General features: G+C 64.5%; 13 protein-coding genes and 2 tRNA genes. 7 read left to right on the forward strand and 8 right to left on the reverse strand.

The window, feature by feature from the left end:
• Positions 1-45 precede the first annotated feature (45 nt).
• Positions 46-122: transfer RNA gene (locus HW466_RS07550), tRNA-Pro, on the reverse strand.
• Positions 123-283: 161 nt separating this feature from the next.
• Here HW466_RS07550 and sixA point away from each other — a divergent pair.
• Together sixA and HW466_RS07560 are read left to right on the forward strand one after the other, a co-directional pair.
• Entirely contained in the window at positions 284-745 is a 462-nt protein-coding gene (sixA, locus tag HW466_RS07555; protein ID WP_151004153.1) for a phosphohistidine phosphatase SixA, read from the forward strand.
• Between the two features lie 159 nt (positions 746-904).
• The gene (locus HW466_RS07560) at positions 905-1,711 is read left to right on the forward strand and encodes a GNAT family N-acetyltransferase (protein WP_059449345.1); all 807 of its coding nucleotides are present in this window, start codon (positions 905-907) and stop codon (positions 1,709-1,711) included.
• Positions 1,712-1,921: 210 nt separating this feature from the next.
• On the opposite strand, the gene HW466_RS07565 is transcribed toward HW466_RS07560, so the two are convergent.
• Positions 1,922-2,092 carry a hypothetical protein gene (locus HW466_RS07565; protein WP_167357983.1) on the reverse strand — a complete coding sequence of 57 codons (171 nt, stop codon included), beginning with the start codon at positions 2,090-2,092 and terminating at the stop codon, positions 1,922-1,924.
• 135 nt (positions 2,093-2,227) lie between these two features.
• On the opposite strand from HW466_RS07565, the gene HW466_RS07570 reads away from it, so the two are divergent.
• Positions 2,228-2,419, forward strand: a complete 192-nt coding sequence (locus HW466_RS07570; RefSeq protein WP_081053352.1) for a hypothetical protein — start codon at positions 2,228-2,230, stop codon at positions 2,417-2,419.
• Positions 2,420-2,444: 25 nt separating this feature from the next.
• Here HW466_RS07570 and HW466_RS07575 read toward each other — a convergent pair whose 3' ends face one another.
• The 5 genes from HW466_RS07575 to HW466_RS07595 all read right to left on the reverse strand — a co-directional run bounded on the left by HW466_RS07575 (position 2,445) and on the right by HW466_RS07595 (position 7,979).
• Positions 2,445-3,815, reverse strand: a complete 1,371-nt coding sequence (locus HW466_RS07575) for an MATE family efflux transporter (RefSeq protein ID WP_174905871.1) — start codon at positions 3,813-3,815, stop codon at positions 2,445-2,447.
• Positions 3,816-3,825: 10 nt separating this feature from the next.
• Positions 3,826-4,152, reverse strand: coding sequence for a DUF2288 domain-containing protein (locus tag HW466_RS07580; RefSeq protein WP_059449343.1), 327 nt, complete (start codon positions 4,150-4,152; stop codon positions 3,826-3,828).
• A gap of 89 nt (positions 4,153-4,241) precedes the next feature.
• On the reverse strand, positions 4,242-5,861 hold the full coding sequence (locus HW466_RS07585; RefSeq protein ID WP_151003619.1) for an acyl-CoA synthetase: 1,620 nt from the start codon (positions 5,859-5,861) through the stop codon (positions 4,242-4,244).
• A gap of 379 nt (positions 5,862-6,240) precedes the next feature.
• Positions 6,241-6,933, reverse strand: a complete 693-nt coding sequence (locus tag HW466_RS07590) for a peptidoglycan DD-metalloendopeptidase family protein (protein ID WP_059546162.1) — start codon at positions 6,931-6,933, stop codon at positions 6,241-6,243.
• A gap of 134 nt (positions 6,934-7,067) precedes the next feature.
• The gene (locus tag HW466_RS07595; RefSeq protein WP_059798399.1) at positions 7,068-7,979 is read right to left on the reverse strand and encodes an aldose epimerase family protein; all 912 of its coding nucleotides are present in this window, start codon (positions 7,977-7,979) and stop codon (positions 7,068-7,070) included.
• Positions 7,980-8,462: 483 nt separating this feature from the next.
• Between HW466_RS07595 and HW466_RS07600 the strand changes: the two genes are divergently transcribed.
• Positions 8,463-9,293 (forward strand): undecaprenyl-diphosphate phosphatase, encoded by an 831-nt coding sequence (locus tag HW466_RS07600; RefSeq protein WP_151003617.1) that lies wholly within the window; start codon positions 8,463-8,465, stop codon positions 9,291-9,293.
• Between the two features lie 184 nt (positions 9,294-9,477).
• Positions 9,478-9,554, forward strand: a tRNA-Arg gene (locus HW466_RS07605).
• 629 nt (positions 9,555-10,183) lie between these two features.
• Here HW466_RS07605 and HW466_RS31860 read toward each other — a convergent pair.
• The gene (locus HW466_RS31860; protein ID WP_239005795.1) at positions 10,184-10,555 is read right to left on the reverse strand and encodes a hypothetical protein; all 372 of its coding nucleotides are present in this window, start codon (positions 10,553-10,555) and stop codon (positions 10,184-10,186) included.
• 643 nt (positions 10,556-11,198) lie between these two features.
• Here HW466_RS31860 and HW466_RS07615 point away from each other — a divergent pair.
• Both HW466_RS07615 and HW466_RS07620 read left to right on the forward strand, forming a co-directional pair.
• Positions 11,199-12,905 carry a ShlB/FhaC/HecB family hemolysin secretion/activation protein gene (locus HW466_RS07615; protein WP_170296623.1) on the forward strand — a complete coding sequence of 569 codons (1,707 nt, stop codon included), beginning with the start codon at positions 11,199-11,201 and terminating at the stop codon, positions 12,903-12,905.
• An 81-nt stretch (positions 12,906-12,986) separates the two neighbouring features.
• Positions 12,987-13,889, forward strand: a complete 903-nt coding sequence (locus tag HW466_RS07620; protein WP_151003615.1) for a hypothetical protein — start codon at positions 12,987-12,989, stop codon at positions 13,887-13,889.
• Positions 13,890-13,947 lie beyond the last annotated feature (58 nt).

The following is a 13,947-nucleotide window of genomic DNA, read 5'->3' on the forward strand; positions in this document are numbered from 1 at the left end:
AAGGGCTGCAAGCGCGATGGCTTGCAACCCTTGTCGTATATCTCGTGGTCGGAGCGAAAGGATTCGAACCTTCGACCCTCTGATCCCAAATCAGATGCGCTACCAGGCTGCGCTACGCTCCGACGAGCCAAAGATTCTATCGTCTAATGGGTTGCCGGGTCAATCACGTTTTATATAAGGCGCGCGTCATCACGAATCGCTTACGATTGGCAACAATTCGAAGGATGATCGTCCGGCCCGCGGGTGTGCCGTCAGATCATTCGTCGAAGTATGGGAGAACATCATGATGAACCTGATCCTGTGGCGCCACGCCGAAGCCGAAGACTACGCGGCAAACGACCTCGCCCGCCAGCTGACGACCCGCGGTCGCAAGGAAGCGCAGGCGATGGCCAAATGGCTGCGCAACCGGCTCGAGTCGAACAGCGTGATCCTTGCGAGCCCTGCGGCGCGCACCGTGCAGACCGTCGAGGCGCTCACCGACCAGTATCGGACCATCGATGCGCTCGCCCCGGGCGGCAGCGTCGACGACGTACTGACGGCGGCCGGTTGGCCCGACGGCATCGCGCCGACGGTCGTGATCGTCGGACACCAGCCGACGCTGGGCAGTGTCGCGGCGCAGCTGATCGCCGGCAACGACGACAGCTGGAGCGTCAAGAAGGGCGGTATCGTGTGGCTCGCGAGCCGCACGCGCGACGGCAGCCGTCAGGCCGTACTGCGCGCAGTGTTGACGCCGGACCTTGTCTGAACGGGATTGAAGGCTTTGTTCATACGGTTTCGCGAGCTTTCTGCTAAAGTCAATTCGGCGACACGTCATTGAAAGGACACGGTCGTGCCACAGAACGGTAACGACCGGTTACTACATTGGCTGGCATGTCGTCCTATTCCTTACGACCAGGAAAGCCTAATGCGAGAACTGCCGACGCCTACGCTACCCTTTGCCTCGCTTCCCCTCGACACGTCGCGACGTCATCTGCCGCGCGCCGCTGAAACCGTCACATCCGAGTACCGTCTGCGTGCCGCGTGGGCGCGCACGGAAGACGAACTGCGCGAGGCCCAGCGGCTGCGCTACACCGTGTTCGCCGAAGAGATGGGCGCGCAGGTCAGCGGCCCGTCCGGTCTCGACGTCGATCCGTTCGATGCCTATTGCGATCATCTGCTGGTGCGCGATCTCGATACGCTGAAGGTGGTCGGCACGTACCGCGTGTTGCCGCCGCACCAGGCCGCGCGTGTGGGCCGTCTGTACGCCGAAGGCGAATTCGACCTGTCGCGTCTCACGCACTTGCGCGGCAAGATGGTCGAGGTCGGCCGCTCGTGCGTGCACAGCGATTACCGCAGCGGCGCCGTCATCATGGCGCTCTGGGGCGGCCTCGGCGCGTACATGATGCAGAACGGCTACGAGACGATGCTCGGCTGCGCGAGCGTGTCGATGGCCGACGGCGGGCACTACGCGGCGAACCTGTATCAGTCGCTGCCGGCCAACTCGCTGACGGCGCCGGAATATCGCGCGTTCCCTCACACGGCGCTGCCGGTCGACGAACTGCAGACGGGCACCGTCGTTGCACCGCCGCCGCTGATCAAGGGCTACCTGCGTCTCGGTGCGAAGATCTGCGGCGCGCCGGCATGGGATCCCGACTTCAACTGCGCGGACTTCCTGACGCTGTTCCGGCTGTCGGACATCAACGCACGCTACGCCCGGCACTTCCTGGGCTGAGCCGCTCCGATCGCAGCGCGCCGGCAATGGCGCGCACATGAACGAACGCCGTCGCATGGCTGGCTGCCGCGCGACGGCGTTGGTTCGTGCTGACGATCGTCGTATATCCGGCCCCGATAATTTTGGCGATACGCGCTCTCCAACGTGCGGCAGCGCGCACGTTCGGAACGGGCCGCACTCGCGGCGGCCCGGACGGCAGGGCAGGCTTGCCTAGTGCTTGCGCCGCCAGTCGAGCAGGTGGTGTTCGGCCATCCAGTGGTGGATCATCCCTTCGCCGCCATGGCTGCGCTTGTATTCGCGCGACTCGAAATACGACAGGGCGACGAGCACCATCAGGCCAATGAACAGGCCGATCAGGCCCGCGATCTCTTCAGACGTCATGGCAGCCTCCTTTCAACGGCACAGCGCCATGGCTACATGGTAGGACATGCGCGGGACAACCCCTAACCCGGAATTCCGCTAGACTCGGCGCGGTCCTGGCGCGCGATGGGCGCGCCATTTTCCGGAGCCTTCCCGATGACCCGTCTCATGCTGGCCGTGCTGGCCGCGTCCATTCTCGCCGGCTGTTCCAGCGATCCCCGCCAGGCTCGTCGCGGCCACCCGCCGCAAGACCCGGCCGATTACCATGGCGTGCCGACCGACATGACGCCCCCGTCGATGCTCGGTGAGCCGGCGCCATCGGCACCCGCAACGTCACCAGCGCAATAACGCGATCGGCCTGCCTGCGCGGCCGTCAGGCGCCGGCCGTGGGTACGTCGGCGCCGATTCGCCGCGTGAGCGCAGGCAGGTAGCGCGCGAGCGTCGCGCCGCGTGCAACCATGAACAGCAGCAGCGCGAACCACAGCCCGTGATTGCCGAACGGGCCGACAGCCACCAGCGTCGCGGCGATGAAGATCGCGAACGACGCGACCATTGCGCGCATCAGCGATTGCGTCTGCGTCGCACCGATGAACACGCCGTCGAGCAGGAAGCCCCAGACGGACACGATCGGCGAGATCGCCGCCCACGGCAGGTATTGCAGCGCGACCGCGCGGATCGCGGCCTGGTCGGTCAGCCGTGCGACGATCCAGCCGCCGGCCGCCCAGTAGACGAGCGCGAACAGCAGCGCGCCGAGCGCGGACCACAGCAGCGTGACCTGGACGGCCCGCCGGAATGCGGCGCGGTCGCGCGCACCGGCTGCCGCGCCGACGAGCGCCTCGGCCGCATGCGCGAAGCCGTCGAGCCCGTATGCCATGAAAGTCTGGAAATTCAGCAGCAATGCGTTGGCCGCGAGTGTCGCGTCGCCCTGTCGGGCGCCCAGGTGCGCGAACCAGCCGAACGCGCCGAGCAGGCACAGCGTGCGCAGGAAGATGTCGCGGTTGAGCGCGATCAGCCGCTTGAGCGCCGCACGATCCGCCAATGCACCCGCGGCCAGCGGCGCGAGGCCGCGCGGGCGCAGCCGCCACAGCATCCATGCGCCGAGCGCGAAGCCGCACGCATCCGCGGTCGCGGTTGCCGCGCCGATCCCGGCAATCCCCCAGTCGAAGCCGTACACGTACAGCAGCACGGCACCGATGTTCACTGCATTGATGAAGACCTGCGCAACGAGCGCGAGCCGAACGCGCTGCACGCCGAGCAGATAGCCGAGCACGACATAGTTCGCGAGCGCGAACGGCGCGCTCCAGATGCGTGCGTGGCCATAGGCCAGCGCCGTCGCGCGGACGGCATCGCTGCCGCCCAGCGCGGTCAGCGCAAACGACAGCAGCGGCACCTGCAACGCGAGCACGGCTGCACCGAGCGCGAACGCGACGATCAGCGCGCGCAGCACGTTGAGCCGGATGCCGGCGGCGTCGCCGGCGCCATGCGCCTGCGCGACGAGGCCGGTCGTGCCCATGCGCAGGAAGCCGAAGCCCCAGAACACGAAGTTGAAGAACAGTCCGCCGAGCGCGACGCCGCCGAGATACTGCGCGCCGTCGAGGTGGCCGGCGACGGCCGTGTCGACCGCGCCGAGGATCGGTTGGGTCAGGTTCGCTAGGACGATCGGGAAGGCGAGTGCGAGGACGCGCCGGTGCGAGACGGCGGCCGACCCGATGCCGGCCCCGTGCGGCAAGGCGGATTCGGACATGGCGAGCGGGTCAGGCGCGTTCCTGCACGCAGACCCACGGCGACACAACGACCGCCCATAACTCCGGATTGCGCGCCGCGAAATCGGCCGCGGTTTCCGCCGGCATGCGCGCGACCAGACCGGCCGACAGCCACCGCGTGACTTGTTCGGCGTCGTCGCCGGCGATCGCTTCCGCGACGCTGACGAGATCGAGATCGCGCGCGACCGACAGCAGCTTGCCCTGCGCGAAGAAGCGCTCGAGATCGCACCAGTCGATCTTGGCGGTTTCGCCGAGGAGTTTGGCGTAGAGCGGGCTGTGCGACGCGCCCGCGGCGGTTTCGTGTTGGTCGGAGGACATCGGTGATGAGCTGAAAAGACTGCGTGGGCGCCACTATAAACCATCCGGGCGCGCGGCCGGCCGCGCCGCGCGGCGGGCATGCGCCCGGTTCACGCGTCGCGCAGCGCGCGGCGGACGATCTTGCCGGTTGCCGTCATCGGCAGGGCGTCGACGAACGCGATCGCGCGCGGATATTCGTGCGCGGCCAGGCGCGTGCGCACGTGGGCCTGCAGCGCCTGCACGAGCGCGTCGTCGCCGACATGGCCGGGGTTCAGCACGACGAACGCCTTGACGATTTCGGTGCGCGTCGGATCGGGCACGCCGACGACGGCCGCCATCCGCACCGCCGGATGCGTGAGCAGGCAGTCCTCGATCGGTCCCGGGCCGATCCGGTAGCCGGCGCTCGTGATCACGTCGTCGTCGCGGCCGACGAAGCGCACGAAGCCGTCGGTGTCGATCGTGCCGGTGTCGCCGGTGAGCAGGTAGTCGCCCGCGAACTTGTCGCGCGTGGCAGCGGGATTGCGCCAGTACTCGACGAACATCACCGGGTCGGGGCGGCGCACGGCGATGCGTCCCTCGACGCCGGGCGGCAGCGGCGTGCCGTGCTCGTCGACGATCGCGACCGCGTGGCCGGGCACGGCCTTGCCGATCGCCCCGGGCTGCGCATCGAACAGCGCCGCGCACGACGACAACACCATGTTGCATTCGGTCTGCCCGTAGAACTCGTTGATCGTCACGCCGAGCGCGTCGCGTCCCCAGGCCGTCAGCTCGGTGCCCAGCGTCTCCCCGCCGCTCGCGACCGATTTCAGCGCCAGCGCGTAACGCTCGCGCGGCGCGGGCACCGCGCGCATCAGCTTCAGCGCGGTCGGCGGCAGGAACGCGTGGGTCACGCCATGCCGCGCCATCAATGCGAACGCCGCTTCGCCGTCGAACTTCTCGAAGCGGCGTGCGAGCACGGGCACACCGTGGTGCCATGACGGCAGCAGCACGTCGAGGAGCCCGCCGATCCACGCCCAGTCGGCCGGTGTCCAGAACAGGCGCGCGTCGCGCGGAAAGCATTGCTGCGACATCTCGACGCCCGGCAGGTGGCCGAGCAGCACGCGATGCGCATGCAGCGCGCCTTTCGGCTTGCCGGTCGTTCCGGACGTGTAGATGATCAACGCCGGATCGTCGGCAGCGGTGTCCGCCGGCACGAAATCCGGCGATTCGGCCGCGAGTGCGGCATCGAAGCGCAACACGCCGGGCGCATCGGGCACATCGTCGCCGATGCAGTAGCACGTGCGCAGCGCCGGCAGTCGCGCGCGCAGCGGCGCGATCTTCTCGTAACCGGCCGCGTCGGTGACGAGCGCGGCGGCTTCGCTGTTCTCGAGCCGGTATTCGAGTGCGTCGGCGCCGAACAGCATGAACAACGGCACCGCGATCGCGCCGAGCTTGTACGCGGCGAGATGGGCGATCGCCGTTTCCGGACCCTGCGCGAGGAAGATGGCGATCCGGTCGCCGCGTTGCAAACCCGCCCGCGCGAGGCTGTTTGCGAAACGATTAGAAACATTCCTCAGGTCGTCGAACGTGACGCGCGACACGTCGCCTTGCGCCGTTTCGTGAATCAGCGCGAGCCGCCCGCTGCCGTCGGCCCACTTGTCGCAGACGTCCACGCCGATGTTGTAGCGGGCCGGAACGTCCCACGCGAAGCGGGAGAGGAGGTTGTCGTAGCAGTCGGCGGCTGGCAGCATCGAGAGTCTCCTTGGCGCCGATCGCCGGCATCGGTCGATGGATTACATCGGTGTTTAACGCGACCGAAACGACAATGGCGTCTGATGGATAGGGGAATGTGCGGACTCGTGCAACGCGGGCGGCTCAGTGCACGATTCGGCTATGACGCATAAGATCATGACAAAACAGTGATGAGACCATGGATTTGCTTTTGATAGCTGCGGGGTTCAGCCTCTTCGGAATCGGTGTGCTGGTGGTGTTCGCCAGCCGCGTCGATCCGTTGTCCGGCCGGTTCATCGGCCGTCTGCGCAAGCGCTGACACAACCTTCCCGATCTGCCTCGCGACGACATGCGGTGCATGCCGGCATCGCGTGTCGTCCCTGTTCGGCGCCGACGTGCTCAGCGCGCCGGCAGGTAGCGTGCCGGATCGATCGAGCGCCCGCCGTAGCGCAGCTCGAAGTGCAGCGCGACGCGATCGCTGTCGCTGTTGCCCATTTCCGCGATCGTCTGCCCCTGCGTGACCGACTGGCCTTCCTTCACCAGCAGCGCGCGGTTGTGCGCGTAGGCCGTCAGGTAATCGGCATTGTGCTTGAGGATGATCAGGTTGCCGTAGCCGCGCAATCCGTTGCCCGCATAGACGACGGTGCCCGGCGCGGCGGCCAGCACCGGCGTACCCGCGGCATTCGCGATGTCGATGCCCTTGGATTTCGAGCCGTCGAAGCTGCGCACCACGTTGCCCGCGGCCGGCCAGATCAGCGCGATGCTCGTGGCCGGCTTGACGGCCGATTCGACCGGCGCCGAAGGCGCGGGGCGGCTGCGGCCCGCGCTGCCGGTGCCGGTGGTCGACGCGGTCGTCGTGCCGGGCGGCGGCGCGACGCGCAGCACCTGGCCGACTTCGATCGCGTCGGGATTCGAGATCTGGTTCCAGCGCACGATGTTCGCCATCGACGTGCGATTCTCGCGCGCGATCTTGTACAGCGTGTCACCGCGCTCGACGCGGTAATAACCCGGGCCGACGGGTGCGGAGCCGCATGCGACGAGCAGCGCGGCGCAGGCGGCCGCGAACAGCCGCTTCGTTGTTGTTCCGAACATTGAACCTCGCAAAACCCCGCCGCGCGCGACGCGGCAGGTGATACAAAACGTCCGATTTTAACGGGTTCGACCCGGGCAACGCAGTTTCGGGCCGCGGGCGCCGCCGGCGCACCGGTCCACCGGTGCGGCCGGCGTCAGCTGGCGAGCGGGAGCACGCGGATCCGCAGCGCGGCCGTTTCGGTCGCGCCCGGTGCGAGCATGCGCAGCCCGAGGCCGTTGTGGATCGCGTCCGGCAGGCCGAGCCACGGTTCGACGCAGTAGAAGTCGGATTCCGGCTTTTCCGTCCACGTCGTGACCGCGTACCACGGGATCGAGCCCGGGACGTCGAGCGCGATCTCGATCGTGCGGCCGCGGCCCGGCATCACGATGCGCACCGGCGTGGACGGCGCGCCATCCAGGCAGTGGAAGCGGTCGAGGATGTCCGGATCGCCGAGGCTGTACGACGCTTCGCCGGGTTCGAGCGGGCTGATCGAGCCGTCGGCGCGCTGCATGCAGCGGCGCGTCGGCGGCAGTTCGAGCGTGGTTTGCGCGCGCTCGCCGTGCGGCAGCGCGAAGTAGAAATGGTGACCCGCGTAGTAGGGCAGCGGCGTGTCGCCGCGGTTGGTCGTGGTGAGCGCGACGTCGAGCGTGTGCGCGTCGGCGAGCCGGTAGGTCGTCTCGAACCGGAAATCGAACGGGTAGCTCTCGCGCAGCGCATCGTTCGCTTCGAGCGTCATCGACAATGCGGCACCGTCTGCCGACGGTTGGGCCGCGAACGGCAGGTCGCGCGCGAAACCATGCATCGGCAGGTCACGGACGATGCCGGCGGCATCGCGCCAGCGGCCCAGTTCGCCGTCGACGCGATGGCGGCCGAGGAACGGGAACAGCAGCGGATTGCCGCCGCGCACGCGCGCGAGGTTGCTCCAGTCGGCGGCTTCCGGCCAGAAGATGACCGGCTCGCCGTCGACGTGCCACGACAGCAGGCGGCCGCCGAATTGCGGGGCGACCCTGACGAGCGACGGGCCGGCGTGAAGTTCATGAATGTCGTGCTGCTGGAAGATCGGCATGGCGAATCGATATGAACGGGTGGGCGGATGCGCGATGGCGCGCTCCATTATCGGGCCGCGACACGGTCGGGGAAAACCCTTCTCGGGAAATCGCGAGTTTTTCAGACTGCCGACGGTCTGGATAATGCCTGTAAACCGGTGATGTTGCCGGGTCATGACACTTCGTGGAGGGGGCCATGGATCTGGCAATGGCAATGGGAATCGCACTGTTCGGCATGTTCACCGGCAGCACGGTATTGTTTTTCTATCAGCTCGGCCGCTGACGGCAATTTCTGCCGGAATCGCAAGGCCCGCCATGCAAATGGCGGGCTTTTTGCTTTCTTGGCGCTTACAAATTGCAAGCGTTTGTGTGCATTGCCGCAATATCCCGCCAAATGCCTTGGCGCAGTAATCGTGGCTCGGCATAATCGGGGCGCGTTTTTCGGACGCGCGATGCGTCGTCCGCTTTTCTTCCCGATCGATCACCACTAAAAGGACCGACGCGTGAGTCTCTGGTTTCTGGTATTCCTGAGCGTCCTGCAGGGCGTCACCGAACTTTTCCCCGTCAGCAGTCTCGGCCACACGCTGCTCGTGCCGGCGCTGTTCGGCATGCACATCGACAAGCATGCGCCGCAGTTGCTGCCGTTCCTCGTTGCGCTGCACCTCGGCACCGCGCTCGCGCTGCTGTGGTATTTCCGCGCACGCTGGATCGCGCTGATCAGCGGTTTCTTCGCGCAGCTCGGCGGCCGCAAGAACGACGACGGGCACCTGATGTGGGCGCTGATCATCGGCACGATTCCGACCGGGATCGTCGGGCTGCTGCTGGAGAAGCGCATCGAGCGCGTGTTCCACGACCTGCGGATCGTCGCGATCGCGCTGATCATCAACGGCGTGCTGCTGTGGATCGGCGATCGGATTCAGCGCAGCCGTGCGCACCAGCCGCCCGAGAAGATGACGTTCAAGCAGGCGTTCTTCGTGGGCCTTGCGCAGATCGGCGCGCTGATTCCGGGCTTCTCGCGCAGCGGCCTGACCATGATCGCCGGTAACGCGGCCGGCTTGACGGCGGAGAAGGCGGCGGAGTTTTCGTTCCTGCTCGGCACGCCGATCATTTTTGCCGCCGGCGTGCTCGAACTGCCGAAGCTGTTCCATGCGCGCGACCAGCTCGCCGACGCGCTGCTCGGTGGCGTGCTGACGGCCATTGCCGCTTATCTGAGCGTGCGATTCCTGATGCGCTATTTCGAAGGCCGCGGGCGGCTGGCTTCGTTCGGCTTGTATTGCGTGATTGCCGGGGTGTTCTGCCTCGGATGGTTCATGCTGCATCCGCAGCCGGGTTGACGGGTGCGGTGCCGGTCGCGCGGCGCGCGTGATTTGTCGCGATGATCGGGTATAATTTCGGGCTCGGCTTCATGCCGGGCCCGTTTCGTTTCGGGGCTTTGAATTCGGCTGGTGCCGTGTTGTGCTCAAAGCCCTTTCGCGTCAAATGCGGCCCGGGTTTTGTGGCCGTGTCTTTTTCCCTCGACCGCCCTTAGCTCAGTTGGATAGAGCAACGGCCTTCTAAGCCGTAGGTCACACGTTCGAATCGTGTAGGGCGGGCCAAAGAAATCAGCGCCTTGGCCGATATTTTCCAGACGTTTCTCGTCAAGTCGGCATGTTCGTGTAACCGCTAGCACGAGTGTGGCTTGGGCGACTGCGAGGAGTGTTCATGCTAAGGAGCTCGCGGATCCCGCGCTCGAATCCGATGGATGGCCCTGGCGGTGTTTGATGCCGCATCAATTGCATGTCCAAGTGGTGGCGCCGACGCGGGATGAGTTCCGCGAAGTTCTGATCCGGGCATGCCGCTGACAAGTCCCGTTCCCCTTCTCACCACTCGAATTGCCAAGCGTGAACAGATACAGCGAAACCGGCGCCGGGTCATAGCCCGGACACTGCACGTTGACGTAGTTTTGGACCGTAGCCGACACGGCGCCTAGCGCCGCGTGGGATGCCATCACAATCGGGATGTTACGCCGTCCACTACTAAGTGGTCCGGCGATGGAGCCAACGACTGCTTCGGTTTCCGCACCGGCGAGGGAGGCCGCCATGCCACCTGTCGCCCCCGCAACGCTGCCGATCGTGCTGCCGGGTTGCGGGCGCGATTGCGCGTGTCGACACGCGAGGACAGACAACGCGGGCAACGGATTGATGACCCGGACGATGACGGTGCGGCGGCCCTGGTTGGCGCCGGATCAGGCTTGCCGTTCACCCATGAACGATTCGATCGCGTCGTGCAGGTCGTGGCGAGCTTCGGTTGCAGAGGACGCGTAGGCAGGTTCTTCGCGCCGGCCGAGCGGCGGATAGCTATCGCCCGATTCGTCGCTGGTTTCATGCGCCGTGTGGACGACGTGATCGGGATACGGGGCGAACGCTTCCCATTCTTCGAATTCGTCGACATCGACGGCACGCGGGACGGCAGCGTCGAGAGCCAGCGGCGGAGCGACGGGGGAATGTGGGCGTGTCGGCAGGTTCTTGGTGGCGAGCCAATAGAAACCCACCGCGAACATGGCGACGAGCGCGAGGCCCAGCCCGATCAGCACAAAGGTAGGGGGATCAGAGATCACGGAAACTCCTGAACGAGATGCACCGATGCGGAAATGCAGCGGCGGAGCGGCCGTAGCCGGCCGTGCTTGGGAAGGTGATATGTGTCCGAGAAAACTGAGAAGCGGTGTCGAACTCGGCTTTGCCCTTGCAGGGACCGTTGTAGATACGCGACACGTTGATGTGTGCGATTACCGTGGACGAATCAGCATTTCAATGAATAAAAAACCGATGAAAAAGTTAATTCTGTCAAGATTTTTGCTTGACGAGATTGCTTAAGTGATCGAGCTTGCTGGCAAAAAACAGTTCGCGACTGTCTTGAAATTAATTTGCGAAACGGGAGCGCTGTAACGGCAAGACTTGATTTTGCAGAAAAGCAAAGAGAGAGCCGTGTGTTCGATGCTCTGAGGTGCCGAAGGAGGCGGAGGGAACGGTGCTTCTGGCGTCTATAAATGCGTGGATGGCTAACTATTTTAAATGTTTCTAATCGTTAAATTAGAATGGGCGATTGCAGCTGCTGTAATAGAAGTTATCGGGTCAAGGGAGTCTCTACAGCATCGGACCTGGGCGGTCAATCGATCAACCGTCTTTGCAATCCCTGACAATGCACGGGCGAATATTTCGATAGATTGCAGCGCGAGAGACCAACAATTACGCCGCTAACAAGTGAAGAAACGAGAAACTTCGGCAGCGTTGATTTCGGCGTTGGCGAGCGTTTCTGCGCTGGCCCAAGGCGTTCCGCCATCCGAAACTACGTCCGGCCCACAAATCCAGCGTTTGCAGCAGCAGCAACTTGAGGCTACCAAGGAGCTGAATCCGCGCCCCAACGTATTGACGCCGACAGGAGAGAAGACTTCGATCCCCAGCGTCACGAACCTGCCGATCGATAATCCGTGTTTTCCAATCAAGGAAATCGCGCTGGAAGACAATACGTTCGGCTGGCTCGCGCGTTTCCTTCAACCGGTCGTGGGTCAGTGTGTCGGCAAGACCGCACTCAAGCAGATCCAGGATGCAGCCAACAATGCGCTGATAGAGCGCGGTTACGTGACGTCTCGCATTCTCGTACCGACGCAAACGTTGCAATCGGGCACGTTGAGGCTGCGCGTTGTGCCGGGGCGCATTAGCGAGGTCCGAGCAGACAAGCCCACAATCGGCTGGTTGCGCGCGGCGTTGCCCACTTCGGACGGGGTGCTGCTGAACCAGCGCGACATCGATCAAGGGCTGGAGAACCTGCGTCGTCTTCAATCCCAATCCGATGCCACGTTCGACATCGCGCCGGGCCTGAATCCGGGGGACTCCGAACTCGTCTTTCACCCCGGAACCGGCAAGCGCTGGCATGCCGTTCTCGGTACGGACAACGCGGGCCTCGATTCCACGGGCAGGTACGAACTGTCGGGCTCGTTCACGTTCGACTCGCCGTTCCACCTCTACGACCAGTTGCAAATCGCCGGCACGACGAATGCGAATTTTGGCGCGTCCGACAAGGGCAACCAGTCGGTGTCTGCGAACTATAGCGTGCCGATTGGCTATTCGATGCTGACGTTGAGCGCGAGCCGCTCGCGCTATAAGCAGACGGTGGCCGGCTTCGATGCGCCGATCGAATATAGCGGCGTGCAATCACAGCTTCAGGCTGGCCTGTCGGGCGTGATCTATCGGAACGCTCACGCGCGTACGGAGCTTCACGGCAACCTGTTTCACAAAATCAGTCGCAACTCGCTGGATGGTGTCGATCTTCCCGTGCAGCATCGCGACATCATCGGTTACGAGCTCGGCATCGCGCATCGCCAGTACATCGGCGATGTTGTCCTCGACGGCTCGCTCGCTTGGCGCGCATCGCTGCCGGGCCTGTCCAGTAATTCGGGCACGGTGGTCGGCACGCCCGACTTCGACGGCAAGACACAGATCGAGCTGGCGAGCCTCAGTGCACAGGTCCCTTTCAAGATAGGCGATCAAACATTCTCGTACCAGTTCGGCTGGAACATGCAGAACGCACGTACGCCACTGACCCCTTCCGACTATTTCACGATCGGCACGCGTTACGCCGTGCGCGGATTCGATCAGCAACTGACGCTGGCTGCCGAGAGCGGCTGGGTCGTTTCCAACGAACTTGACTGGTACGTGCCGACGCCGGTTGGCACGCAGGCCCTGTATGCCGGCATCGATACCGGGCGCGTGCGCGGGCCGGCAGCACAGTACCTGCTTGGCGAAACGTTGGCCGGCGCTGTAGTTGGCGTGCGCGGCAACCTCGCACCGAAGAATGTGCTCGGCGCGGCGCTGAACTACGACGTGTCACTGGGATTCCCGCTGTCAAGGCCGCAGGGTTTCAAGACAAGTTCGCCGACGCTGCTGTTCCAGGTCAGCACGTTGTTCTAAGCAGTAGGAGCGGTCCGAGCGGAACGACATGTTGCGACTCGGGTGTTATTTGTCGATCGAGAAAGAGAAGAGGGAAAGACTATGCAGAGCGTGTACGAGAAGCGTCGTGTTTTTCAAGCCGTAACGGCAACGTTTGCGGTGGTGGCTGCGCTGGGCCTGAGCGCATGTGGCGGCGGTGACGATGGTGGCAGCAGTAGCAATGCCGCATCGAGTGGCGCGTCGTCGAACGGAGCACAGTCGGGCAGCGCGTCGTCTTCGTCAGGGATTCGTGTGGAAGGGCAATCGCAATCGATCTCGAGCCAGGTTTCGACGGTTCGTGTTCTGATGCCGCCCGCGTCGTGGAATGGCGGGCAGATGCTGAACGGGAATTACACGCTGGCGGCCCTCTCTCAGCCTGTATCGACGCTCAAGGAGCAGGCGCCGGGTGCGTATGTCGCGATTCCGTATGGTTCGTCGGGCACGATCAAAACGCTGACGAAGGGGGTCGTGACGGACCTCGCTGGAAATGGCGACATCGCGATTGGCCGCTGGGCGGACGGCGCCGATTCGTCGGGCGCTACGTATAACGCCAATCAAGGCCAGGTCTGGGCAGTCGGCGTACCGGTTGCAATCGATGTGACCTCCCCTGTGCAGATGCAATGTTCGCTCGCCTTTGCAACGCGTCCAACGTCGGCGGACGGCAATACGGCGCCGGGTTCGCTGGCTGGCGCTACGGCGACGCTGACGAGCGGAACGGACACGTTCGGCAATACGGCCATCAACTACACGTTGAATCTGCAGTACTCGATCGGGAACGACCAGAACCAGTCGTTCGTCGGGACTTCTTCCGTCGGCCTCACGGAACTGAGCTCCAAAACGAAGTCGACTCTGATGAGCACGGTCATGGGTTCGAATGCGAAGCAACCGTATCTGATCGTGTCGTACGGCATTCCGGCTACGACGACGGGCAACATCAACGGCTTGGTGGCACTGAGCTGCAAGTAACGTGAGTGGGGCCGGTCGTTTGCGCGATGTGCGCAATGCCGGCCTGACATACATTCAA

The organism is Burkholderia territorii (assembly GCF_902833055.1).
GTDB lineage: Bacteria > Pseudomonadota > Gammaproteobacteria > Burkholderiales > Burkholderiaceae > Burkholderia > Burkholderia territorii.

Coding starts and splice junctions, on each gene's coding strand:
- HW466_RS07620 (WP_151003615.1), top strand. CDS start 12,987: ATGCAGAGCGTGTACGAGAAGCGTCGTGTTTTTCAAGCCGTAACGGCA.
- HW466_RS07570 (WP_081053352.1), top strand. CDS start 2,228: ATGACCCGTCTCATGCTGGCCGTGCTGGCCGCGTCCATTCTCGCCGGC.
- HW466_RS07590 (WP_059546162.1), bottom strand. CDS start 6,933: ATGTTCGGAACAACAACGAAGCGGCTGTTCGCGGCCGCCTGCGCCGCG.
- HW466_RS07565 (WP_167357983.1), bottom strand. CDS start 2,092: ATGACGTCTGAAGAGATCGCGGGCCTGATCGGCCTGTTCATTGGCCTG.
- sixA (WP_151004153.1), top strand. CDS start 284: ATGATGAACCTGATCCTGTGGCGCCACGCCGAAGCCGAAGACTACGCG.
- HW466_RS07595 (WP_059798399.1), bottom strand. CDS start 7,979: ATGCCGATCTTCCAGCAGCACGACATTCATGAACTTCACGCCGGCCCG.
- HW466_RS07580 (WP_059449343.1), bottom strand. CDS start 4,152: ATGTCCTCCGACCAACACGAAACCGCCGCGGGCGCGTCGCACAGCCCG.
- HW466_RS07585 (WP_151003619.1), bottom strand. CDS start 5,861: ATGCTGCCAGCCGCCGACTGCTACGACAACCTCCTCTCCCGCTTCGCG.
- HW466_RS07560 (WP_059449345.1), top strand. CDS start 905: ATGCGAGAACTGCCGACGCCTACGCTACCCTTTGCCTCGCTTCCCCTC.
- HW466_RS07575 (WP_174905871.1), bottom strand. CDS start 3,815: ATGTCCGAATCCGCCTTGCCGCACGGGGCCGGCATCGGGTCGGCCGCC.